This window comes from Shinella sp. GW835-FHT14H05 (assembly GCF_058793575.1).
On the sequence record NZ_JBXAFY010000001.1, the window covers coordinates 979,240 to 1,001,830 of the forward strand.

The window sequence follows — 22,591 nt, forward strand, 5'->3', positions numbered from 1 at the left end:
CCTTCGCCCCGCTTGCGGGGAGAAGGTGCCGGCAGGCGGATGAGGGGCAGCAGCCCGCAAAACGAATAGGAGATGACCATGCCAAAACCCAATCCGCGCCATCCGAACTATCCGATCCCCGGCGGCGACGTGCTGCGCGCCAAGGGATGGCGGCAGGAGGGGCTGCTGCGGCTGCTCGAAAACGTGCTGTCGGTCGGTGAGGACCCGGACAATCTCATCGTCTACGCGGCGCTCGGCAAGGCGGCGCGCAACTGGGCGGCGCATCGGGCGATCGTCAAGGCGCTGACGGAGATGGACGAGGACCAGACGCTGGTCATCCAGTCCGGCAAGCCGGTAGGCTTGCTGAAGACCCATGCCAAGGCGCCGCTCGTCATCATGGCGAATTGCAACATCGTCGGGCAATGGGCGAAGGCGGAGGTGTTCTATGAACTCCAGCGCAAGGGGCTGATCTGCTGGGGCGGGCTGACGGCCGGGGCCTGGCAATATATCGGCAGCCAGGGCGTCATCCAGGGCACCTATGAAATCTTCATGCGCATCGCGGAAAAGCGGTTTGGCGGAAGCCTTGCCGGCCGCTTTATCCTGACCGCCGGCCTCGGCGGCATGGGCGGCGCGCAGCCGCTGGCCGGCCGCATGGCGGGGGCTGCCATCCTCTGCGTCGATATCGATCCGGCGCGCGCGGCAGCGCGCAAGGCGGTCGGCTATCTCGAACATGTGGCGCCGGATCTCGATACGGCGCTGGCGATGATCGACGAGGCGGTGAAGGACAAGCGCGCGACCTCGATCGGCCTTGTCGGCAATGCTGCCGAAATCTATCCGGAGATCGCGCGGCGCGGCATCGTGCCGGATATCGTCACCGACCAGACCTCGGCGCACGACCTCGTCTACGGCTACGTGCCGAAGGGCATGAGCCTCGACCAGGTGAAGGGGCTGCGCGACGACGGCCAAGGACAGTTGATGGCGGCAAGCCGGGCCTCGATCGTCGAGCATGTCTCGGCGATGCTGGAGTTCCAGAAGCAAGGCTCCGAAGTCTTCGACAACGGCAACCTCATCCGCACGCAGGCGCGGGAAGGCGGCGTTGCCAACGCCTTCGACATTCCGATTTTCACCGAAGCCTATCTGCGCCCGCTCTTCGCGCGTGCTATCGGGCCGTTTCGCTGGATGGCGCTGTCCGGCGAGGAAAGCGATATCGCGCGCATCGACGATCTCGTGTTGGAGATGTTTCCGGACAATCGCATCGTCACCAACTGGATCCGGCTTGCCCGCGAAAACGTGCCCTTCGAGGGGCTCCCGGCGCGCATCGCCTGGCTCGGCCATGGCGAGCGCACGGAGCTGGCGCTGGCAGTCAACAAGCTGGTGGCGGCGGGTGAACTCAAGGGGCCGATCGCCTTTTCGCGCGACCATCTCGATGCCGGGGCCATGGCGCATCCGAACATCATGACGGAGCGCATGAAGGACGGGTCGGATGCCATTGCCGACTGGCCGCTGCTCGATGCCATGCTGCTCACCTCCTCGATGGCCGACCTCGTCGTCATCCATTCCGGAGGCGGTGGTTATGCCGGCTACATGACGAGCTGCGGCGTGACGCTGGTCGCCGACGGCACGGAAGCGGCGGCGGAAAGGTTGGACCATGCCTTGACGAACGACACGTCGCTCGGTGTGATCCGCTACGCCGATGCCGGCTACGACGAATCGCTCGACGAGATCGAGAAGAAGGGCATCGGCTACGTCAGGGTTGGGTAAACCCGGAAGGGTGCGATGCTGTTCAAGGCGGCGGTGCTGGAGAGGATCGGGCGGGGCGAGGTGACACTCGCCTTTCGCCGCTGGACGAAGCCGACGGTCAGGGCCGGCGGCACGCTGCGCACCGCGGCCGGCGTGCTCGCCATCGACAGCGTCGAGCCGGTGGAACTGGCGTGGCTTTGCGAGGCCGATATCCGTGCGGCGGGCTATGCCTCGCGGGAGGCGCTTGAGGGCGACCTTCGGCCGGCGGGCGATCTCTACCGCATCGCCTTCCATGTCGCGGGCGACGACCCGCGGGAAAACCTGCGCGAAAACGATACGCTCGATGGCGCCGACATCGCGGCACTGAAAGCCCGGCTGGAAAGGCTCGACCGCGACCAGCCATGGACCGGTTCGGTGCTCTCCATGATCGCGGAAAAGGACGGCCGGACGGCTGCGGAGATGGCGGAGCGGCTTGGCGTGGAGAAACTGGCGCTCAAGCGAAAGATACGCCAGCTCAAGGAGTTGGGGCTGACGGAGAGTCTTGCCGTCGGCTACCGGCTTTCGCTGCGTGGACACGCTTTCGTGAAGGGCGTCGTCAAGGATCGTGACAGCTCCCGGGGCTAAGTACCTGAAATGTCGAGTCCTCCGTAAACCTCGCATTTAACATTTCGCGGTAATCTTCCGTTAGTAATTCCGTCCCTGTGTCGAAAGGGCGGGCCTTCGGTTAGTTTTGCGTGCGAGTGCCAATGCGTCTTTCGATCCTTTCAGCGATCCTCCTCGGCTGTGCCTCCATGGCCGGCTGTGCGTCGAGCTCGAATCCCACGGCGGCGCTGTCGATCAAGCCGTCGGCGGAAGTCACGAGTTCCGTTTCCAAGGCCAGCAACCCTGTTCCGGAAGTCGCGGTCGGCGAAAGCAAGGTGACGGCGGAAGGTGCGGAAATGCTCGCCTGGGCCGGGCCGGGCGCTGATTCCCACGTTTTCGAGAGCGTCACCAAACAATCGGCAATTCCCTCTGAACGACCGGAAGAGGCGCTGACGGCCGTCGAGACGCCCTCAGAAGGTCGCTCGAAAAAACGGTCGCGCATCTACAGCCAGCAGTTCCGCGATGCGCATCCGATCAATTTCGGCAAGCGCGCGCCGCGGCATTACCAGGTGCACGGCGTCGACGTGTCGCGCTGGCAGGGCGATATCGACTGGATGAAGCTGCGCACGCAGGGCGCCAACTTCGCCTTCATCAAGGCGACCGATGGCGGCGACCATCTCGACCCGATGTTCCAGAAGAACTGGCGCAGGGCCAAGGAAGCTGGCATCCGGCGCGGTGCGTACCACTTCTTCTACTGGTGCCGCGTCGCGAGTTCGCAGGCCGAATGGTTCATCCGCAACGTGCCGAAGGATCCGGATGCGCTGCCGCCGGTGATCGATGCGGAATATAACGGCGAATCGAGCTGCAAGCGGCGTCTCACCCGCGCGCAATATGTCGAGAAGATCCAGGTCTTCTCCGACATGCTGGAGCGCCATTACGGCAAGCGGCCGATCATCTATACGGCACCGGATTTCTACGAGGACAACCTGTCGGGCGAACTCAAGAACCATCCGTTCTGGCTGCGCTCGGTCGCCGCGCACCCGTCGAAGCGCTACCCGAACCGCCGATGGATGTTCTGGCAATATTCGGGGTCTGGCCTTTCGCACGGCGTAACAGGTAAGATCGACCTCAACGTCTTTGCCGGCAGCGAGAGCGATTGGCACAACTGGCTGAACGGTCAGTCGGGTACAAAAACGGCCAGCCGCGACTGATTGCCGATGAGATCCCGGGGATAATCGGGACGATCTACTTCTGCTTCTGCGGATAGATCGTCTCGCCGCGCTTGAGCATCTCCACGAAGGCCTCGATGTTCCGCTTGCGGGCGGCGTCCGTCTTGATGTTGTGCATGCGGAAGGCCAGCGCGAAGCGGTTCTGTTCGGTGAGCCTGCCGAGCATGTCCTTGGCGGCGTCGTCCGCGTCGATTGCGGCTTGCAGGTCCGGAGGGATCTTCAGGTCCTTGCCGCTGCCATAGGCCTTGTCCCAGCGGCCATCCGCCTTCGCCGCTGCGACGTGCTTCAGGCCGTGCTCCGTCATGCGCCCCTCGTCGACCAGGCGACCGACCGTATCGACATTCTTCTTGCTCCACACACTCTTGCGGCCGCGAGGGCAGTAGCGCTGGAAAAAGCTCTTTTCGTCCAGTCCCTTGCGGATGGCGTCGATCCAGCCCCAGCAGAGCACCACCTCGATCGCTTCTTCCGCCGTGATGGACTTGAGGCCCGAGCCGCGCTTGTGGATCTTGATCCACACTTCCGGCGCCGTGTCGTGGTTCTCAGCTAGCCAGCGGTAGAAGCTCTCGGGGTCTGGAAATTCCCGGACATGAGCGGGATTGATTTCCACAGGCGCCATCTCGTTTTCCCCTGATCTGCCGTTGGGCGTGGCCGCTTTGCATCTGCCGGTCCTCAATGATGGGGTATGCCGAAGATGTGATGCCTCCGCTTCTTGCCAGCCTGCTCCCGCTTTGGCTAGCCATCGGTGCTAACCCGTTTCCCCCCATTGGAGTTCATATCGAGAATGCCTACGGTTTGCTCATTGTCGCGCCGCGCGTTTGTCCTGGGCGCCGCCGCGACGCTTGCGGGCTGCGCGACCACGTCGACATCGGTGAAGGTCGCACCGGTTCCCAAGACGGTCAGCTATCCCATCGTGCCGGCAACAGTGGAGGAACTGGAGGCGCGCTACGCCGCAGTGGAAGACGGCGGCCACGTCATCCCGGCCATTCCCTACACGCAGATCGACCCGAAATATTACCGCCAGCGCGTCAAGGATCCGACAGGCGAGCCGGCCGGCACGGTTGTCGTCGATACGCCCGGCCGCTTCCTCTACGTGGTGGAGCCGGGCGGCACGGCGATGCGCTACGGCGTCGGCATCGGCCGCGACGGTTTCGCCTGGGAGGGCGAGGGCATCATCCACTGGCGCCAGCCCTGGCCGCGCTGGAAGGTGCCGGCCGACATGATCGCCCGCACACCGAGCCTCGCCAAATATTCCGTGGAAAACGGCGGCATGGAGCCGGGCATCAAGAACCCGCTCGGCGCGCGCGCGCTCTACATCTTCCAGAACGGTCAGGACACGCTCTACCGCCTGCACGGTTCGCCCGAATGGGCGTCGATCGGCAAGGCGACGTCGTCGGGCTGCGTGCGGCTGATCAACCAGGATGTGCTCGACCTCTACAAACGTGTGGGCTACCACGCCCGCATCGTCGTGCACCAGGGGGCGATGGGCGCGGCGGTCTAAGCAATTCCAGCAAAAGTGTGCAGCGGTTTTGCGTCCGGAATTGCGTTAAGAGTGTGCCTAAGTCACGGTCTCGCCGCCGTCGACCACGAGAATCTGGCCGGTCATGTAGCTTGACCGGTCGGAGACGAGGAAGAGGATCGGTTCGGCGATCTCCTCCACATCCGCCCAGCGGCCCATCGGCACCTTCTCCTTGATATAGGCCTCGATCGCCTCGCGCCCGCCCATCTGGCTGATGAACGGCCGATTGAAGGGCGTATCGACCCAGCCGGGGCAGAGCGCGTTGACGCGCACGCCGTGGCGGGCATAGTCGCCGGCCATCTGCTTGGTCATGGCGATGACGGCGTGTTTCGTCGTCGTGTAGGCGATCATCTCGCGGTCGTAGAGCACGCCGGAGGAGGAGGCGGTGTTGAGGATGACGCCCTTGCCCTGCGCCTTCATGGCCGGCATGACGAGGCGGGCGGCCATCAGGTGGGCGCGCACATTGAGGTTCCAGGAAAGATCCAGCCCGTCGAGCGGTACGCTTTCGAGGTCGCCGGCCACCTGCGCGCCGGCATGGTTGTGCAGGATATCGATGCGGCCGTGTCGCGAGAGCACGGCGGCGACCGCCATCTTCAGCTCCACGTCGTCGGTGACGTCGACGATCACCGCCTCCGCCTTGCCGCCCTCGGCCTTGATGAAATCGACGGTTTCGCCGGCGCGCGTCTCGTCGAGGTCGGCGACGCAGACGGTGGCGCCTTCGCGCGCCATGATGCGCGCGCCGGCCCGGCCGATGCCGGAGCCTGCTCCGGTGACGATGGCGACACGGTTCTTCAGGATCATCGGTCTCACTCCCCGGCAGGCGATTTTCTGGTTTTCTCCCGCATCAGCAGGCGGGCGATCAGGATAAGCATCAGCGAGGCGACCAGCACCATGGTGGCGATCGCGTTGACCTCCGGCGTCACGCCGCGACGGATCGAGGCGAAGACGTAGATCGGCAGCGTCGTCTTCGAGCCCGCGACGAAGAAGGCCACGATAAAATCGTCGAAGGAGAAGGTGAAGGCAAGCAGGAAGCCGGCGAGCACCGACGGCAGAATCTGCGGCAGCACGATCTGGCGAAACGTGGTGAGCGGTGTTGCGTAGAGATCGGCCGAGGCCTCGACGATATCGCGCCCCAGCGTGGCGATGCGCGCCTTCACGATCATGGTGACGAGCGCCATGGTGAAAAGGCCGTGCGCGGCGATGATCGAGCCGTAGCCGAGGCCGAGCTGCGGCGGTTTTTCGCCGGGCCAGATGGCGGCGATGGCCGGATTGATCGCCCCGAAGACGGCAACGAGGGCGACCAGCGTCGCGATGCCGATGACGACGCCCGGCACGACGATGGCGGCGGCGAGCAGGCCATCGAAGACGGCGCGGGCGCGGCTGCCCAGCCGTTCGAGGCCCAGCGCCGCCATCGTGCCGAAGACGGCGGCGAGCGTGGCGCTGACAAGGGCGATGATCAGGCTGTTCTGCAGGGCCGTGACGAGGAACGGGTTGGCCAGCGCCTTGCCGTACCACTCCGTGGAGAAACCGGTGAACTCGCTCGCATTGCGCCCCGCATTGAAGGAGAACAGCACGACGAGCGCGATCGGCGCGTAGAGGAAGAGATAGACGGAGGTGATCAGCGCGCGCATCAGACGAGATCCACCTGTCTCGTGCCGGAAATCCGCCAGGCGATGCGCATGGCGACCATCAGCACCACCACCACGATGGCGACCAGCGTGACGGCAATGGCGGAGCCGAAGGGCCAGTTTCGCGATTGCAGGAAGAGATCGACCAGCGCATTGCCGATGAAGAACACCTTGCCGCCGCCCAAGAGCTGCGGGATGAGGTATTCGCCGAGCAGCAGGATGGTGACGAGCGCCACGCCGGTCATGACGCCCGGCAGGGACAGCGGCAGGGTGACGGAGAAGAAGGTCGACACCGGTTTTGCGCCGAGATCGGCCGAGGCTTCCAGCAGTCGGCGGTCGAGCTTTTCGAGGCTGACATAGATCGGCATGATCATCAGCGGCAGGTAGCCGTAGACGATGCCGAGCAGCACGGCGCCGGGCGTGTTGAGCAGGCGCACGTCTTCTATGCCGATCATGTCCAGCAGGTTCGGGATGCCGCGCGAGCCGAGGATGTACATCCAGGCATAGGTGCGCACCAGCAGGCTCGTCCAGAAGGGGACGACGACCAGTGAGACGAGCAGCAGCCGGTAGCGCGGGTTCGCCTTGACGGCGAGGTAGTATGCCGTGGGATAGGCGACGATGAGGCAGACGAAAGCCCCGACCGGCGCCAGCATCAGCGTGTTCCAGTAGGCGGCGGACCGGGCCGGCAGGTTGGCATATTGCGCGAAGGTGAACGCCGCCTGGTAACCGCCCGCCGGTCCGCGCTCGCCGACGGAAAACACCATCATGGCGATGAAGGGCAGCACGAGGAAGACGAACAGCCAGACGGACGCCGGCGCCAGCAGCGCCGTCGTCACCAGCCGTCTCTTTGTCGTCATCGTCAGGGGCATAGTTTCGGGTCCTGTTGCGCATGCATCGGCCCGCCGGCCACCTTCTCCTTGGCTGTGAGGAGAAGGAAAACGTTGCGAGTGGCCTCCCCCCCTCTGCCCTGCCGGGCATCTCCCCCCTTGAGGGGGAGATGCCCGGCAGGGCAGAGGGGGGTGTTGCAGAGGTATGCCTTTCCGCTAAGCCGACTTGAACCGCGCCATCAGCTCCGCACGCGCCGGATCGGTCAGCGTCACGGCTGCGCCGAATTCCAGCGGGGTCAGCGCGGCCTCGTCCGGATAGACGATCTTGTTGCCGGTGATCTCGGCCGGCAGCAGCGAGAGCACGCGGCTGTCGGTGGTGGGCGCGCCGTTGGCGACGTGTTCCTTCACCGCATTCTGCGGGTCCATCAGGAAGTTGAGCAGCGCATAGCCGGCCGGCTTGTTGGCGGCGCTCGTCGGCACCGCGTAGAAATCCGACCAGATCTCGCCGCCATCCGTGCCCAGCACGAACTGGATTTCCGAGATGTCGCGGTTGAGCTGCGCGCCGTCATTGGTCCAGCACATGGTCATCCAGGCATCCGAGGCGCGCATGGAGGGCTGGTAGTCGCTGTTGATGGCGTAGAGATGCGGTTTGACCTTGATCAGCAGCTCTTCGGCCTTGGCAAGCTCCTCCGGCTTTATCGAATTGAAGGAGAAGCCGAGCGAGACGAGGGCGTTGCCGATGGTGGTGAGCTGGTAGTCGTGCACCATGGCGCGGCCGTCGGCCTCGGTCATGGCGACCTCGAAGAATTCCTTCCAGCTGGTGACCGGCGATTTCACCTTGTCGGAATTGAAGGCGATGCCCGTCGTGCCCCAGTTCTTCGGCAGGGCGAAAACCTTGCCGTCGACGGTGCCTTCGTCGGTGAAGCGGGTGTTCTGCGTCTTCGGGTCGAAATTCGGCACCTTGGCAAGGTCGATCGGGTCGATGAGACCGAGGCTCACATAGGTGGAGATCGTGTAGTTGGTGGGCACGAACAGGTCCCAACCGGTGCCGCCGGCCTGGAGCTTTGCGAGCATTTCCTCGTTCGAGCCGAAGACATTGACCTCGACGGCAACGCCGGTCGCCGCGGTGAAAGCCTCGAAGGTCGCCGGGTCGTGATAGTTCGGCCAGGTGGCGAGCGACATGGCGGAGCCGAGGTCTTCCGCCGCATAGGCTTCCGATGTGAAAAGGCCGGGCTGGCGGGCAAGCACGGCGGCGGCAAGGCCGAGGCCGGTGACGCCGAGGAAGTGGCGGCGCGTGACCGAGCCGCGCTTCAGGCGCATGAATTCTTCCGTCAGATCACGGGCACTGATCGGGGCATTCTCTCTGAACCATTTGGACATCACACTGTTCCCTTGTTGTCGTGACGGGCCTGTTTCCCTCAGGCCGGAAAGATATGCGCTGTACCGGGATCGAAGCTTATTGCGACCCGCTCGCCCGGTGCGACGAGGTCGTTTTCTGATTGGCTCTGGCGTTCGGCCGTGATGAGGAAGTCGCCGAGGCCATCGACGGCGACGGAATATTCGGCGGCCGAGCCGAGGAAGATGCGGTGCGTGACGGTGCCTTCCAGCGTGGTGGCGCCCGCATTGCGGGAGAGCCGGATCACCTCCGGCCTGAGCGCCACGGTGACGGCGCCGGGCGCGAGGTCCGTTCGCCCGGAGGCGAGCGCCGACCCGTTGCCGAGGCGCACCATGCCACCGGCTTCCATCGTGCCGTCGAAGCGGTTGGTCTTGCCGACGAAATCGGCGACGAAGAGATCGGCAGGGCGGTCGTAGACCTCCTGCGGGGTGGCGAGCTGGCGGATGCTGCCGGCGCTCATCACGCAGACGAGGTCGCTCATCGACAGCGCCTCTTCCTGGTCATGGGTGACGAGCACGAAGGTGATGCCGAGGTCGCGTTGCAGCGTTTGCAGCTCGATCTGCATGGCAGTGCGCAGCTTTTTGTCGAGGGCGGCGAGCGGCTCGTCGAGCAGCAGCACGGAGGGCTTGTTGACGAGCGCGCGGGCGAGCGCCACGCGCTGCTGCTGGCCGCCGGACATTTCATGGATGCGGCGCTTCGAAAAACCGGAAAGGCGGACCATTTCCAGCGCCTCGCCGACGCGGCGGGAAATCTCCGCCGCCGGCAGTCTCGGCCGTAGCTGCTTCAGCCCGTAGGCGACGTTCTGCTCGACGTCGAAATGCGGGAAGAGGGCATATTGCTGGAAGACCATGTTGACCGGGCGGCGATAGGCCGGCACGCCATTGGCCACATTGCCGGCGATCAGCACCTCGCCCTCTGTCGGCTGCTCGAAGCCGCCGATCATGCGCAGGCACGTCGTCTTGCCGCAGCCGGACGGCCCGAGAAGGGCGACGAAGGCGCCCTTGGGCACGGCGAGATTGATGTCGGAGACCGCGGTCACCGCGCCATAGCGCTTGGTCACCGAACGGAACTCGATGTCGTTCGTTGGGGCGGATGTCACGTCTGTTCCCTGCGGTTGTTTGGTCTCTCAGCGATCTCTGCCGCTTTGGCCACCGTCGGGAGGAATGCTAGTCAGCCGCCGGTGGGCGGTATATACCCCGAGAGAGGTATTTTATCCGTAATTTGGCTGTGGGAGGAGTATATCTCACGAGCGGCGAAAAACGGCCGCCATTGGGGAACCGGAGGAGCGTCGGCGCCATGCGAGTCGATTTCACGGGCCTTTTCCGCGCGCTTGCCGGTTGGGCCGGCGAGACAGAGGTTTCCGACCGGCAGACCGGCGAAACCCTGCTCGCCATGATGCGCGCGCTGGTGCGCTTCGACGATATCGTCATCTTCGCTTATCGCGACAAGGCCCGGCCGATCGACCTGTTCAGCACCTTCGATGCGGATGACCACCACATCTACGTCACGCTCTACCAGGCCGGCCCCTACCTGCTCGATCCGTTCTACCACACGACCCGCGCGGAGAAGGCCGGCGTCTTCCGCATGCGGGAACTGGCGCCGGACCGGTTTTTCTCCAGCGAGTATTTCCGCACCTATTATTCGCAGACCCGGCTTGCCGAGGAACTCGGCTTCTTCGTGCCGACGGCGGATGGCGTGACGGTGGTCGTGTCACTGATGCGCCGGGAAAAGACCGGCGTCTTCCCGGCCCCGGAGCTTGCCTTGCTCAACGACGCCGAACCCTTCGTCGCCGCCTTCGTGCGCCGTGCCTGGGGCGATCTTGCCGGGCGCTTTGCCGGGCCGGGGCGCGGGCGGCGCGCAGAGCCGGTGAGCGAGGCGGACCGCGTCTGGCGCAAGCTCAACCTCACGGACCGCGAGGCCTCGATCATCGAGCTGGTCTTGCAGGGGCATTCATCGGAATCGATCGGCCTGAAACTCGACATTTCCACCGGCACGGTGAAGGTCCACCGGCGCAACGTCTACCGCAAGCTCGGGATTTCCTCGCAGATCCAGTTGCTGTCGATCTATTTGAAGAACCTTCAGTCCTGAATCGACGAAAGCCCGGCATCGCTACCGAGCTCTCTAAACATTTCAACGGCTTGCCATCTCAAGCTTGCGGAATGATTCCGGTCGTTGAGACGTCGATTTAGGAAACGGTCGCCAGCGCCACCTGCGCCCGCGCATCGATGATCTGGCGCGCGGCGTTGGCGGCTTCCTTGCCCTTGAGGACGAAGTGGTCGCGGAAGAAGGCGATGTGGGCTTCGGATTCCTGGAAATTGTGCGGCGTCAGCACGGCGGAGAGCACCGGCACGTTGGTGTCGAGGCCGACGCGCACGATGGCGTCGACCACGGTGCCGGCGACGAAATCGTGGCGGTAGATGCCGCCGTCGACGACGAGCGCTACGCCGAGGATGGCGGAATAGCGGCCGGTGCGGGCGAGGAACTGGGCGTGCAGCGGGATTTCGAGTGCGCCGGGCACGTCGATGATATCGACGTCTTCCGCGCGGCCGCCGAGTGCTGCCCATTCGGCAACAAAAGAATCGACTGCCTGATCGACGATGCCGGCGTGCCAGCGGGCACGGATGACGGCGATCCGGGAGACGGGGGTTGCATTCGCATTCATGTCTAGGCCTTTCAAGGGTTGAGCCATTTTTCAATGATCCCCTTGGGCGAACACGCACGAGGTTTGAAACCCGACCGAAACCGGGTGCCTCCTGCTTGCCCTCTTCCATCCGGACTATGACCGTCGGCTCCGGCATCGCACCGGATCTGCTGACCCTTCCGTTTGGGGCGGAAGGCGCTCGCGGGCTCCTGGATCGCTCCAGATACCGCCGGTGGGGAGTTTCACCCCGCCCTGAGAACGATGGAAGATTAGCCGGCCGCCGCCCGGAGATCAAATCCCGAGGCGACGGAAAACACGCAAATCACGACAGATTTTTCCACGCCGCGGCGGAAAAATAGAATGACTGGAGCGCTTCCGGTGAACTCCGGTTCACCGGAAGCGCTCCAGGGTTTTGTTCTCGCCGCATTATCCGACGCCGAAGCGATGCCGCTTCGGCTGGAAATGCTCTAGCTCAGTCGCGGATGATCAGAAGATCGCCGGCGGTGAATCGCAGCGTGGCAGTCTCGCCGACGGCCGGCGGCACGAGGCCCGGGCTGTTGAACATGTCGAAGGAGATGACGGCGGGGCCGACCTTCATGCGGGTGCGGATGACCGAGCCGAGGAAGTTGGAGGAGATGACCTCGCCGGTCAGCGCCGTGTCGCCCTTGGCATCCGGCGCCGTCGAGCCGGCTTCCGGGCGCAGCGCCAGCGAGACCGTGTCGCCGACCTTCACATTGCCGAGTGGCTCGCGCAGCGTCACGCCCTGGTCGCCGATGGTGATGCGGTTCGCGACAGGGTCGACGACCTTGGCCTCGATCAGGTTCAGCGTGCCGACGAAGTTTGCGACGAAGCGGGTGGCCGGGCGGTTGTAGATTTCGGCGGGCTTGCCGATCTGGTCGGCCTTGCCGGCATTCATGACGACGATGCGGTCGGAGATCGACAGCGCCTCTTCCTGGTCATGCGTGACGAAGACCGTGGTGATGCCGAGCTGCTGCTGGATCATGCGGATTTCTTCGCGCAGCGACACGCGGATCTTGGCGTCGAGTGCGGAGAGCGGCTCGTCGAGCAGCAGCACCTGCGGCTTCGGCGCCAGCGCGCGGGCGAGCGCCACGCGCTGCTGCTGGCCGCCGGACATCTGGTAGGGGTAGCGTTCGGCAAGGTGGTCGAGCTTGATGAGACCGAGCATTTCCTTGACGCGGGCGTCGATCTCGGCTTTCGGCTTGCCGGCGATCTTGAGGCCGAAGGCGACGTTTTCGGCGACGTTCATGTTCGGGAAGAGGGCGTAGGCCTGGAAGACCATGCCGATATTGCGCTGGTTGGGCTTCAGGTTCGCCTGGCTCTTGCCGTTGACGGTGATCGAGCCGCCGGTCGGCGTCTCGAAGCCGGCGATCATGCGCAGAACCGTCGTCTTGCCGCAGCCCGACGGGCCGAGAAAGGAGACGAATTCGCCCTTCTCGATGGCCATGTTGAAATCCTTGACGACCTGCACCGGGCCGAAGGCCTTCTGGATGTTGCTGAGATTGAGAAACGACATGGAGATCCTCAGGCCTTGAGCGGCGCGGTTTTCTGGAAGCGGGAGACGAGTTGCAGGAAGCCCATGCTCAGCCAGGTGATCGCGAAGGCGATGATGGCGAGCGCGGAGGGCTCATAGGCCTTGTTGGCGCCGACGAGCTGGAGATAGGGACCGAAAGCCGGCCGGTTCAGCAGGGCGGCCATGGTGAACTCGCCCATGACGATGGCAAAGGTGATGAAGGCGCCGGAGAGCACGCCGCTCATGACATTCGGGAAGATGCAGCGGAACATGATGGTCGGCCACTTGGCGCCGAGGCTTTCGGCGGCCTCGGTCAAGGTCGCGACGTCGATGGCGCGCATCGCCGTGTCGACCGCCCGGTACATGTAGGGCAGCGACAGCGTCATGTAGGAGAACATCAAAAGCACGTTGGTGCCGCTGGTCGTGTTGGTGAGCGGCAGCCAGGACGACGAATTGTAGAGGCGGAGATAGCCGAAGACGATGACGATGGCCGGGATGACGAGCGGCAACAGCGTGATGAACTCGATCACCGGGCGGATCTGCGGCAGGCGCAGGCGCACCCAGTAAGCGGTCGGCACGACGAGCAGCATGCCGAAGACGATCGTCAGCAGCGCCATCAGCATGGAATAGCCGAAGGTGGCGCGGAACTGCAGGTCGGAGAAGACCGACTGGTAGGCGTCGAACGTGTATTCGCCGCGCCGCATGCGCAACGAGAATTCGAAGGTGCCGATGAGCGGCACGATGAAATAGATGACGCCGATGGCGATGGCGATCCAGGCGAGGAGGCGGGACGACTTCATTTCTGCCACCGTTCAGCGCGCGAGCGCAGCCAGATGTAGAGGATATTGGAGGCGCCGGTGATGACGATCATGCCGAGCGCCAGCGCATAGCCGAGGTTTGGATTGTGCAGCACGTCGCCGCGGATCTGCGCGTAGAGTAGGATCGGCACGATGTTGAGCGAGGAGCCGGTCAGCGCATAGGCGGTGGCGATGGCGCCGAAGGCGTTGGCGAAGAGCAAGAGCGTCGTGCCCATCAGGCTCGGCCAGAGGATCGGCAGGGCGACCAGGCGCCAATATTGCCAGTTCGAGGCACCGAGGATTTCGGAAGCTTCGCGCCATTCCTTCTTCAGGCCGTCCAGCGCCGGCGTCAGGATCAGCACCATCAGCGGGATCTGGAAGAACATGTAGGTGATGGTGAGGCCGAAGAAGGAGAGGAGGTTGAAGCCGGTCGAATAGAGGTTGAAGCCGAACCACTCGTTGAGAAACACCGTCACGAGGCCGGTGCGCCCGAGCGTGGAGATGAAGGCGAAGGCGAGCGGCACGCCGGCGAAGTTGGAGGCGACGCCGGAGAAGGTCAGCATGCCGGAGCGGATCCAGCTCGGCAGCCCGCCGAGCACGATGGCCCAGGCGAGGAAGAAACCGATGAGTGCGCCGCCGAGCGAGGAGGCGACGGAGACCTTGATCGAGATCCAGTAGGCGCTGAGGATCGTCGGATGCGTCAGGTCCTTGATGTTCTGGAAGGTGAATTCGCCCTGCGGGTTGAAGAAGGCGCCGGCCACCAGATAGAGCGTCGGCAGGATGAGGAACATCAGCGCAAAGATCATGAAGGGCGCGATACCGAGCCAATCGATGACCTTGCGACGGTCTATCAGGGTTGCGGTGCTCATAGGGGCGGCGGGTCCCGGGTGCGAGGCGAGGAAAGAATTTTAGAGAAAAGAATTTCAGACGGAAACGGCTGGCGCGCAATCGTGACGCACACCAGCCGGGAATGCCAGGCCCTTCCCGCCGCGAACGGCGGGAAGGGGTATCTGCACGATGTTACTGGACGTTGGCGCCGACGACGCTGTCCCACTTCGTGGTGATCACGCCCTTGCCGGCTTCCTGCTCTTCGAGCGTCGGGAAGACAGCCTTTTCATAGGCTTCTGCCGGCGGCAGCTTGTCGAGCATTTCCTGCGGGATCTTGCCGTTCTTGGCGAGATCGTTGAAGCGGATCGGGTGGCAATAGCCCTTCAGGTAGCCGAGCTGGCCTTCGTCGGAATAGAGGTATTCCATCCAGAGCTTGGCAGCGTTCGGGTGCGGTGCGAAGGCCGAGATCGCCTGGACGTAGACGCCGGCGACGACGCCGGTTGCCGGGACGACGACTTCGAGCGGCGGGTTGCCGCCGAGCGTGTCGCGCCAGGACAGGCCGTTATAGTCCCAGGCGATGACGATCGGGGTCGAGCCCTGGGCAAGCGAAGCCGACTTGCCGATGACCGGAACGAAGTTGCCGGCCTTGTTGACTTCGGCAAACAGCGCCAGACCGGCTTCGCCGATCTTCGCAGCGTCCTTTTCACCGGTGGCGAGACCGGCGGCGTAGGCGGCCTGAACGGCCTGGTTCGACGTGCGCGGGTCGCCGGCGAGTGCTACGGCGTTGGCGTAGTCGGCCTTGGTCAGGTCCTTCCAGTCCTTCGGAACTTCCTTGACGATGTCTGTGTTCACGACGAACGAGAGAACGCCGTAATAGTCGCCGTACCAGTGGCCGTCAGCATCCTTGGCGCTGTCCGGGATCGAATCCCAGGTTTCGACCTTGTAGGGCTGGATCAGGCCTTCGGCCTTGGACGACGGGCCGAAGGACAGGCCGACGTCGATGACGTCAGGAGCCTGGTCGCCAGTGTTGCCCTTGTTGGCCTTGATGGCTTCGATTTCGTCGCCCGAGCCGGCGTCCGGGTTCAGTTCGTTGACCGTGATTTCCGGGTACTTGGCCTTGAAGCCGGCAATGATGTCGCCGTAGCCGCACCAGGAATGCGGAAGCGCGATGGTCGTCAGCTTGCCTTCGGCCTTGGCGGCAGCGACGAGCTCGGCGCTCGGCTCGGCAAAGGCAAACGAGGAGGACGCAACCACCATTGCGGTGGAGAGCGAAAGCAGGCGTCTCGTATGTGACATCACGGGTGTTCTCCTTGTTGTGAGTCAGTCAACTTCGGCGAAGCTGATACTGGCGACAGATGAAGCTTATGTGACAGTTTTGTTTCGGTTTTTTCGTATGCCTGTCAGGATTTGCCAGAGACCTCCGGCCGGGGTTTTCGAAAAAGCCGGCTGGCCTCGAAGAGGCCCTCCAGCGTCTTCATGCGATCGCTGGTCTCTTCCCAGCCCGAACTCTGCACCGCTTCGATGAGCGCCTCGACGATAAAAAGCGTCACGACGGACGAATCCCAGGCCGACGGCGCCTCGATATGGACGCGAAAAACCTTCGCGGCGACCTTGGCGACGGGCGAGGCCCACTGGTCGGTGAAGAGCACGATCTCGACGCCGCGTTCACGGGCGATCCGGCCGAGCGTCTCCATTTCCTGCTCGTAGCGGCGGATGTCGAAGATGACGAGCACGTCGCCCGCCTTCATGTTCAGCACGTAGTGCGGCCATGAACTCGGATTGGAGGCGATCTGGGTGACGTGCGGGCGGATGACCTGCAAATGGGTGAAGAGGTAGTCGGCAAGCGCCTTCGTGATGCGCCCGCCGATGATGTAGATGCTGCGCTGGCGATCGGCGAGGAGGGCGCTTGCCCCGTTGAACTCGGCGGTCTCGACCTGCGACAGGGTCTGGCGCAGGTTGTTCATGATCGCGTCGGCAAAACGGTTGAGGATATGCGTGCCCGGCGCATTGGCCGCCCAGCGGTCGTGTTTGCTGATCGGGCTGGAAAGCGTCGCCTCCAGCTCATGGTGCAGGCGAGCCTGAAAATCCGGAAAGCCGCGGAAACCGAGCTTCTGCACCATGCGGGCGACCGTCGGGGTCGACACGCCGGCGTTTTCCGCGACCGTCGTGATGGAACCGAGGCCGGAGACGGGATAGTTGTCGAGCAGCGATGCGGCCAGCTGTTTTTCGGCACGGGTCAACGTGGCGAAATGAGCATGGATCACATCCGACACCGTCATGGATGCTTGGTTAAGCGTCAAATTCTTCCCCTGCGGCCCGGTCTTTCGCCGGGCTTTTGAAGATAAAACGCACTGTCACAATTCAAGTCAAATGTTTTTTTGAAGAGATTTTTTCATTGGACCGTTGACATGGACAAAACTGTGAAGAATTCTCTTCAGAAATGACAAGAGCCGGTCGAGGGGATCAGGCCTGATGGGAATTCTGACTGGAGAGGAGGGCGACCCCGTCGCCCTGGAAAACAATGCTGCGCGTGGCAGGGTGATCCTCGTCTGCGAGCATGCCTCCCGCTTGCTTCCGAAGGCGCTCGGTACGCTGGGCCTTACGGAGGAAGCGCTCGCAAGCCATATCGCCTGGGATCCTGGCGCGCTCGCCGTATCGCGCCTGATGGCCAGGAGCCTTGATGCGACGCTGGTTTTCCAGCGTTTCTCGCGCCTCGTCTATGATTGCAACCGCCCGCCCGAATCGCCGGCCGCCATGCCGGAAAAGAGCGAGGTCTTCGAGGTGCCGGGCAATGCCGGCCTCGACCAGGCGGCGCGCGATGCCCGCACCGAGGCGCTCTACCTGCCGTTCCGCAAGGGGCTCGGCCGCCTTGTCGAAAACCGGATCGCCGAGGAGCGGCCGCCGGTCATCGTGACCATGCACAGTTTCACGCCGGTCTATTTCGGCAAGCCGCGCGCCGTCGAGATCGGCATCCTGCACGATGCCGATACGCGGCTTGCCGATGCCATGCTGGCCGCGGCTGGCGAAAAAAGCCTTTACGACACCCGCCGCAACGAGCCCTACGGGCCGGAAGACGGCGTGACGCATACTTTGAAAGAGCACGGCCTCGCAAACGGCCTGCCCAATGTGATGATCGAGGTCCGCAACGACCTCATAAAAGACGAAGCCGGCCAAGGGGTCGTGGCCGACTATCTGACGGGACTGCTCCTCAAGAGCCTGCCCAAAATACAATAAGAACCGACCCGGGGAACAAGCGTCCGTGGAGACGGAAATGAACACGAACTGGAGAGGCCAAGCGGATGCTTATGTTGTCGTATCGGAGGGCCGGCCGGGCTGAAAATGCCGTCACTGCCAGCAAAGGCAGGGGTCATGCCTGATTTCATCAAGCGCTATGTGCGCGTCGTCGACACGTTCAACCGGCGCGTCGGCATTCTTGCCATGTATTTGATTTTTGCGATGTTCGCGATCCTACTCTATTCATCCGTCTCGAAGGCATTCTACCTGCCGGCGAACTGGACGCTGGAATCCGCGCAGTTCACCATGGCCGCCTACTATATGCTCGGCGGTGCCTTTGCCATGCAGACCAGCGACCATGTGCGCATGGACCTTTTCTACAGCGACTGGTCGGTGCGCAAGCGGGCCGCGTTCGACACGATCACCGTCATCGCGCTGATCATCTTCCTCGGTTTCATGCTTTACGGCGGTATCGCCAGCACCACCTATGCCATCCAGTTTAAGGAAAAGAGTTTTAGCGCATGGGCGCCTTATATGGCGCCGATCAAGATCGTCATGACCTTCGGCGTCGTGATGATGCTTGCTCAGGCATTTTCCTCGCTGTTCAAGGATATCGCTGAATTGCGGGGAAGGCCCATCGCATGAGTTATGAATTCATCGCAATCACGATGTTTGCGGCCATGATGGTGCTGCTGCTCACGGGGCAGCGGGTCTTTGCCGTCATCGGTTTCGTCGGCGTTGTCGCCGCCTATCTGCTGTGGGGCGAGGGCGGTTCGGAAATGGGCTTCGCGTCGGCCATGAAGCTCGTCAAATGGTATCCGATGCTGACGGTGCCGATGTTCGTGTTCATGGGCTACATGCTGTCGGAATCGGGCATCGCCGAAGACCTCTACAAGGCATTCCACGTCTGGATGGGGCCGATCAACGGCGGGCTGGCGCTCGGCACGATCGGCCTGATGGTGATCATATCCGCCATGAACGGGCTTTCGGTTGCCGGCATGGCGATCGGTGCTACGATCGCACTGCCGGAGCTGTTGCGCCGCGGTTACGACAAAGTGATGACGACGGGCGTCGTGCAGGGCGGCTCGACGCTCGGCATCCTCATCCCGCCGAGCATCGTGCTCGTGCTTTACGGCATGATCGCCCGCGTGCCGGTCGGCCAACTCTGGCTCGCTGGCCTGCTTCCGGGCCTTCTGATGGCGACGCTGATGGCGATCTACGTCTATGTGCGCTGCCGGATCAATCCGTCGCTCGGACCGGCGCTGCCGATGGAAGAACGCAACGTGCCTCTGGGCGAAAAGCTGAAGCTGCTCACAGCGGGTATTCTGCCGCTCGGCATCTTCGCGCTGATGATGTCGCTGTTCCTGAGCGGTATTACCAGCCTGGTGGAAAGCTCCGCCATCGGCGCGATTTCCTCGGCGCTGGTCGCCTGGTGGCGCGGCCGGCTCACCGGCCGGCTGTGGAACGACGTGCTGCAGAAGACGCTTGGCATCACCTGCATGTTCATGTGGATTCTGATCGCCTCGCTCTGCTTCGGTGCCGTTTTCGACGGCCTCGGCGCGGTTAAGTCGATCGAGCGTTTCTTCCTCGGCGACCTCGGCCTTGAGCCGTGGCAGGTGCTGGTGCTGATGCAACTGTCGTTCCTGATCATGGGGATGTTCCTCGACGACACGGCGATGCTCGTCATCGTGGCGCCGCTCTACATTCCGCTCGTCCAGAAACTCGGCTTCGATCTCGTCTGGTACGGCGTGCTCTACACGATTACCTGCCAGATCGCCTACATCACGCCACCCTTCGGCTACAACCTGTTCATGATGCGTGCCATGGCGCCGCCCGGCATCGGCATGTCCGACATCTACAAATCGATCTGGCCTTTCGTCGGGATCATGGTCGCAAGCCTGATCATCATCGGCTGCTTCCCGGAGATCGCGACGTGGCTGCCGGAGAATTTCTACGCAAAATGACCAATTATGCCCGGCGGCCACAGCCGCCGGTTTCCACGGAGCAATGAGGCCGGACAGAAGAAAAGACCATTGACAGACCGGGGCAAACGGCCGTTCCCGGCAGAAAACCAAACGATAACCAGAGGGATATAGATATGACCAACAGAAGGCAGTTTCTTACCAGGGCCGGTGCCGCGACGATCGGTGCTGCCGGTGCCGTAACGCTTGCGACGCCTGCCGTCGTCAAGGCGCAGACGGCCATCAAGTGGCGCTTCCAGACCTATGCTGGTGCTGCACTTGGCGAGCATGTCACCAAGCCGATCATCGACGCGATCAATGCTACCGCCAAGGGCGAGCTCGAAATCGAACTCTTCTACGCCGACCAGATCGTGCCGACCGGCGAACTGTTCCGCGCGCTCCAGGCCGGCACGATCGACGCCGTTCATTCGGACGACGATTCAATGGCCTCGCCCGCGGAAGTCGCGACCTTCGGCGGCTATTTCCCGCTCGCCACCAAGCAGATCCTCGACGTGCCGGTTTTGTTCAAGCAGTACGGCCTCGCCGATATCTGGAGGACGGCCTATGAGAAAGTCGGCGGCGTTGTCTGGCTGTCGTCCTCGGGCCAGGATCCGTGCCACTTTAACACCAAGAAGCCCATCAACACCCTTGCCGACCTCCAGGGCCTGCGTCTCTACACCTTCCCAACGGCCGGCCGGTTCCTGAGCCAGTTCGGCGTCGTGCCGGTGACGATCCCCTACGAGGATGCGCAGGTGGCCGTTCAGACGGGCGAACTCGACGGCATGGCCTGGTCGGGCATCACCGAAGACTACACGGTCGGCTGGGCCGACGTCACCGAGCACTTCCTGACCAACAACATTTCGGGCGCCTGGATCGGCTCGTTCTTCGTCAACGAGAAGAAGTGGGCGGAACTGCCGGACCATCTGAAGAAGCTTGTAATGACGGCGATCGAGGCCGGCAACAACTACCGCGACCAGTGGTACTGGGGTGGTGAGGCGAAGCTGCGCGCCGAGGGTACGAAGCTGAAACTCACCAGCATTCCGGCTGCCGAATGGAAGCCGGTCGAGGATGCCGCAAAGGTATTCTGGAAGGAGATCGCGGAGCAGGGCGAAGTGGCCGCCAAGGTCGTCAAGATCTTCGAGGATTACAACGCCGTCATCAACAAGGCCGGACCGCCCTACGTCAACGGCTGATCCCGCCAAACTCCTCGGACCGGGCCTTGACGGCCCGGTCCGGCACGACGCCATAACCCCCAGGACCGCCCCATGACCATGACCTATAGCTTTAATGATCTGAAGAAGGATGTTGCCGACGGGCGCATCGACACCGTTCTCGCCTGCCTCGTCGACATGCAGGGCCGTCTCATGGGCAAGCGTTTTCACGCGGTCTATTTCGTGGAAAGCGCCTTCGAGGAGACGCATAGCTGCAACTACCTGCTCGCCACCGACATCGAGATGGAGACCGTTGCCGGCTACAAGTCGACGAGTTGGGAAGCGGGCTACGGCGACTATACGATGAAGCCGGACCTTTCGACGCTGCGCAAGCTGCCCTGGCTCGAAGGCACGGCGCTCGTTCTCTGCGACGTGCTCGACCACCACACCCATGAGGAAGTGCCGCATTCGCCGCGCGCCATCCTCAAGAAGCAGGTGAAGCGGCTGGAGGCCATGGGCCTGAAGCCCTTCATGGCGAGCGAGCTCGAATTCTTCCTCTTCGACCAGACCTTCGACGACGCGCGCGAGAGCGGCTACCGCGACCTGCGCCCCGCGTCGGGCTATAACGAGGACTACCACATCTTCCAGACCACCAAGGAAGAAGACGTGATGCGGGCGCTGCGCAACGGGTTGCAGGGCGCCGGCATTCCGGTGGAGAATTCCAAGGGCGAGGCTTCGCCCGGCCAGGAAGAGATCAATGTGCGGTATGCGGAAGCCGTCACGATGGCCGACCGGCATTCGATCATCAAGAACGCCACCAAGGAAATCGCCTGGCAACGCGGCAAGTCCGTCACCTTCCTTGCCAAGTGGAATTACAATTCCGCAGGCTCCTCCTCGCATATCCACCAGTCGCTGTGGAGCGTCGACGGCAAGGAAGCGAAGTTCTTCGATAAGGAAGCCAAGTACGGCATGTCGGAGCTGATGCGGAACTATGTGGCCGGCCTCTTGGCGCATGCCAGCGAAATCACCTATTTCCTCGCGCCCTACATCAATTCCTACAAGCGCTTCGTCGCCGGCACTTTTGCGCCGACCAAGGCGATCTGGAGCAAGGACAACCGCACGGCCGGCTATCGCCTCTGCGGCGAGGGCACCAAGGGCATCCGCATCGAATGCCGCGTCGGCGGCTCGGACCTCAACCCCTATCTCGCCATGGCGGCGCTGCTTGCCGCCGGCATCGCCGGTATCGAGGAGAAGCTGGAGCTCGAAGCGCCCTTCGTCGGCGACGCCTATGGCGGCAAGGATGCCCGCGAGATCCCGAAGACCCTGCGCGGCGCAACCGCCGCGCTGAAGGATTCCAAGATGCTGCGCGACGCGTTCGGCGACGATGTCATCGAACACTATGTGCGCGCAGCCGAATGGGAGCAGGAAGAGTACGATCGCCGCATCACCGACTGGGAGGTGGCGCGGGGCTTCGAGAGAGCGTAAGAACGGCGCGGGTCTGCCCCTCGACGCCTGCGGGAGACCATCTCGCAGGCGTTCAGGCGCGGCGAC

22 protein-coding genes and 1 riboswitch are annotated in these 22,591 nt (G+C 63.3%); of the genes, 10 read left to right on the forward strand and 12 right to left on the reverse strand.

The window, feature by feature from the left end; genetic code table 11:
• The first annotated feature begins 78 nt into the window (after window positions 1-78).
• The 3 genes from ertB to AC1Q6Z_RS04875 all read left to right on the forward strand — a co-directional run bounded on the left by ertB (window position 79) and on the right by AC1Q6Z_RS04875 (window position 3,512).
• Window positions 79-1,740, forward strand: coding sequence for a thiourocanate hydratase (gene ertB / locus AC1Q6Z_RS04865; protein WP_492646916.1), 1,662 nt, complete (start codon window positions 79-81; stop codon window positions 1,738-1,740).
• A gap of 15 nt (window positions 1,741-1,755) precedes the next feature.
• On the forward strand, window positions 1,756-2,343 hold the full coding sequence (locus AC1Q6Z_RS04870; protein ID WP_492646917.1) for a helix-turn-helix domain-containing protein: 588 nt from the start codon (window positions 1,756-1,758) through the stop codon (window positions 2,341-2,343).
• 122 nt (window positions 2,344-2,465) lie between these two features.
• On the forward strand, window positions 2,466-3,512 hold the full coding sequence (locus AC1Q6Z_RS04875; RefSeq protein ID WP_439627929.1) for a glycoside hydrolase family 25 protein: 1,047 nt from the start codon (window positions 2,466-2,468) through the stop codon (window positions 3,510-3,512).
• 34 nt (window positions 3,513-3,546) lie between these two features.
• On the opposite strand, the gene AC1Q6Z_RS04880 is transcribed toward AC1Q6Z_RS04875, so the two are convergent.
• Entirely contained in the window at window positions 3,547-4,146 is a 600-nt protein-coding gene (locus tag AC1Q6Z_RS04880; RefSeq protein ID WP_492646918.1) for a YdeI/OmpD-associated family protein, read from the reverse strand.
• 165 nt (window positions 4,147-4,311) lie between these two features.
• Here AC1Q6Z_RS04880 and AC1Q6Z_RS04885 point away from each other — a divergent pair, with 165 nt between their 5' ends.
• Entirely contained in the window at window positions 4,312-5,028 is a 717-nt protein-coding gene (locus AC1Q6Z_RS04885) for a L,D-transpeptidase (protein WP_435267917.1), read from the forward strand.
• 57 nt (window positions 5,029-5,085) lie between these two features.
• Here AC1Q6Z_RS04885 and AC1Q6Z_RS04890 read toward each other — a convergent pair whose 3' ends face one another.
• The 5 genes from AC1Q6Z_RS04890 to AC1Q6Z_RS04910 form a co-directional block, all read right to left on the reverse strand.
• Window positions 5,086-5,847, reverse strand: a complete 762-nt coding sequence (locus AC1Q6Z_RS04890; RefSeq protein ID WP_256117233.1) for an SDR family NAD(P)-dependent oxidoreductase — start codon at window positions 5,845-5,847, stop codon at window positions 5,086-5,088.
• 5 nt (window positions 5,848-5,852) lie between these two features.
• Window positions 5,853-6,677 (reverse strand): ABC transporter permease, encoded by an 825-nt coding sequence (locus AC1Q6Z_RS04895; protein ID WP_492646919.1) that lies wholly within the window; start codon window positions 6,675-6,677, stop codon window positions 5,853-5,855.
• Entirely contained in the window at window positions 6,677-7,543 is an 867-nt protein-coding gene (locus AC1Q6Z_RS04900) for an ABC transporter permease (RefSeq protein ID WP_492646920.1), read from the reverse strand. The genes AC1Q6Z_RS04895 and AC1Q6Z_RS04900 overlap by 1 nt, the downstream gene beginning before the upstream one ends.
• 174 nt (window positions 7,544-7,717) lie before the next feature.
• Entirely contained in the window at window positions 7,718-8,881 is a 1,164-nt protein-coding gene (locus AC1Q6Z_RS04905) for a polyamine ABC transporter substrate-binding protein (protein WP_492646921.1), read from the reverse strand.
• Window positions 8,882-8,919: 38 nt separating this feature from the next.
• Window positions 8,920-9,996, reverse strand: coding sequence for an ABC transporter ATP-binding protein (locus tag AC1Q6Z_RS04910; protein ID WP_439616368.1), 1,077 nt, complete (start codon window positions 9,994-9,996; stop codon window positions 8,920-8,922).
• A gap of 197 nt (window positions 9,997-10,193) precedes the next feature.
• Between AC1Q6Z_RS04910 and AC1Q6Z_RS04915 the strand changes: the two genes are divergently transcribed.
• Window positions 10,194-10,985 (forward strand): helix-turn-helix transcriptional regulator, encoded by a 792-nt coding sequence (locus AC1Q6Z_RS04915; protein WP_256117228.1) that lies wholly within the window; start codon window positions 10,194-10,196, stop codon window positions 10,983-10,985.
• Window positions 10,986-11,082: 97 nt separating this feature from the next.
• On the opposite strand, the gene AC1Q6Z_RS04920 is transcribed toward AC1Q6Z_RS04915, so the two are convergent.
• The 6 genes from AC1Q6Z_RS04920 to AC1Q6Z_RS04945 all read right to left on the reverse strand — a co-directional run bounded on the left by AC1Q6Z_RS04920 (window position 11,083) and on the right by AC1Q6Z_RS04945 (window position 16,973).
• Entirely contained in the window at window positions 11,083-11,559 is a 477-nt protein-coding gene (locus tag AC1Q6Z_RS04920) for a 6,7-dimethyl-8-ribityllumazine synthase (RefSeq protein ID WP_492646922.1), read from the reverse strand.
• A gap of 93 nt (window positions 11,560-11,652) precedes the next feature.
• A riboswitch (FMN riboswitch) is annotated at window positions 11,653-11,802 on the reverse strand.
• A gap of 208 nt (window positions 11,803-12,010) precedes the next feature.
• The gene (locus tag AC1Q6Z_RS04925; protein ID WP_256117226.1) at window positions 12,011-13,072 is read right to left on the reverse strand and encodes an ABC transporter ATP-binding protein; all 1,062 of its coding nucleotides are present in this window, start codon (window positions 13,070-13,072) and stop codon (window positions 12,011-12,013) included.
• 8 nt (window positions 13,073-13,080) lie between these two features.
• The gene (locus tag AC1Q6Z_RS04930) at window positions 13,081-13,869 is read right to left on the reverse strand and encodes an ABC transporter permease (RefSeq protein WP_256117224.1); all 789 of its coding nucleotides are present in this window, start codon (window positions 13,867-13,869) and stop codon (window positions 13,081-13,083) included.
• On the reverse strand, window positions 13,866-14,735 hold the full coding sequence (locus AC1Q6Z_RS04935) for an ABC transporter permease (RefSeq protein ID WP_492646923.1): 870 nt from the start codon (window positions 14,733-14,735) through the stop codon (window positions 13,866-13,868). Before AC1Q6Z_RS04935 ends, AC1Q6Z_RS04930 begins: the two co-directional genes overlap by 4 nt.
• A gap of 151 nt (window positions 14,736-14,886) precedes the next feature.
• The gene (locus AC1Q6Z_RS04940) at window positions 14,887-15,990 is read right to left on the reverse strand and encodes an ABC transporter substrate-binding protein (RefSeq protein ID WP_305111293.1); all 1,104 of its coding nucleotides are present in this window, start codon (window positions 15,988-15,990) and stop codon (window positions 14,887-14,889) included.
• Window positions 15,991-16,094: 104 nt separating this feature from the next.
• The gene (locus AC1Q6Z_RS04945) at window positions 16,095-16,973 is read right to left on the reverse strand and encodes a MurR/RpiR family transcriptional regulator (RefSeq protein WP_439616439.1); all 879 of its coding nucleotides are present in this window, start codon (window positions 16,971-16,973) and stop codon (window positions 16,095-16,097) included.
• 190 nt (window positions 16,974-17,163) lie between these two features.
• Between AC1Q6Z_RS04945 and AC1Q6Z_RS04950 the strand changes: the two genes are divergently transcribed.
• From AC1Q6Z_RS04950 to AC1Q6Z_RS04970, 5 genes are all read left to right on the forward strand, one after another.
• Complete coding sequence (locus AC1Q6Z_RS04950) at window positions 17,164-17,928, forward strand: N-formylglutamate amidohydrolase (protein WP_492647244.1); 765 nt, start codon at window positions 17,164-17,166, stop codon at window positions 17,926-17,928.
• A 135-nt stretch (window positions 17,929-18,063) separates the two neighbouring features.
• Window positions 18,064-18,573, forward strand: coding sequence for a TRAP transporter small permease subunit (locus tag AC1Q6Z_RS04955; RefSeq protein WP_492646924.1), 510 nt, complete (start codon window positions 18,064-18,066; stop codon window positions 18,571-18,573).
• Entirely contained in the window at window positions 18,570-19,892 is a 1,323-nt protein-coding gene (locus AC1Q6Z_RS04960; protein ID WP_435267924.1) for a TRAP transporter large permease, read from the forward strand. Before AC1Q6Z_RS04955 ends, AC1Q6Z_RS04960 begins: the two co-directional genes overlap by 4 nt.
• Window positions 19,893-20,026: 134 nt before the next feature.
• On the forward strand, window positions 20,027-21,082 hold the full coding sequence (locus tag AC1Q6Z_RS04965) for a TRAP transporter substrate-binding protein (RefSeq protein WP_435267925.1): 1,056 nt from the start codon (window positions 20,027-20,029) through the stop codon (window positions 21,080-21,082).
• Between the two features lie 78 nt (window positions 21,083-21,160).
• Entirely contained in the window at window positions 21,161-22,525 is a 1,365-nt protein-coding gene (locus tag AC1Q6Z_RS04970) for a glutamine synthetase family protein (RefSeq protein WP_256117774.1), read from the forward strand.
• Window positions 22,526-22,591 lie beyond the last annotated feature (66 nt).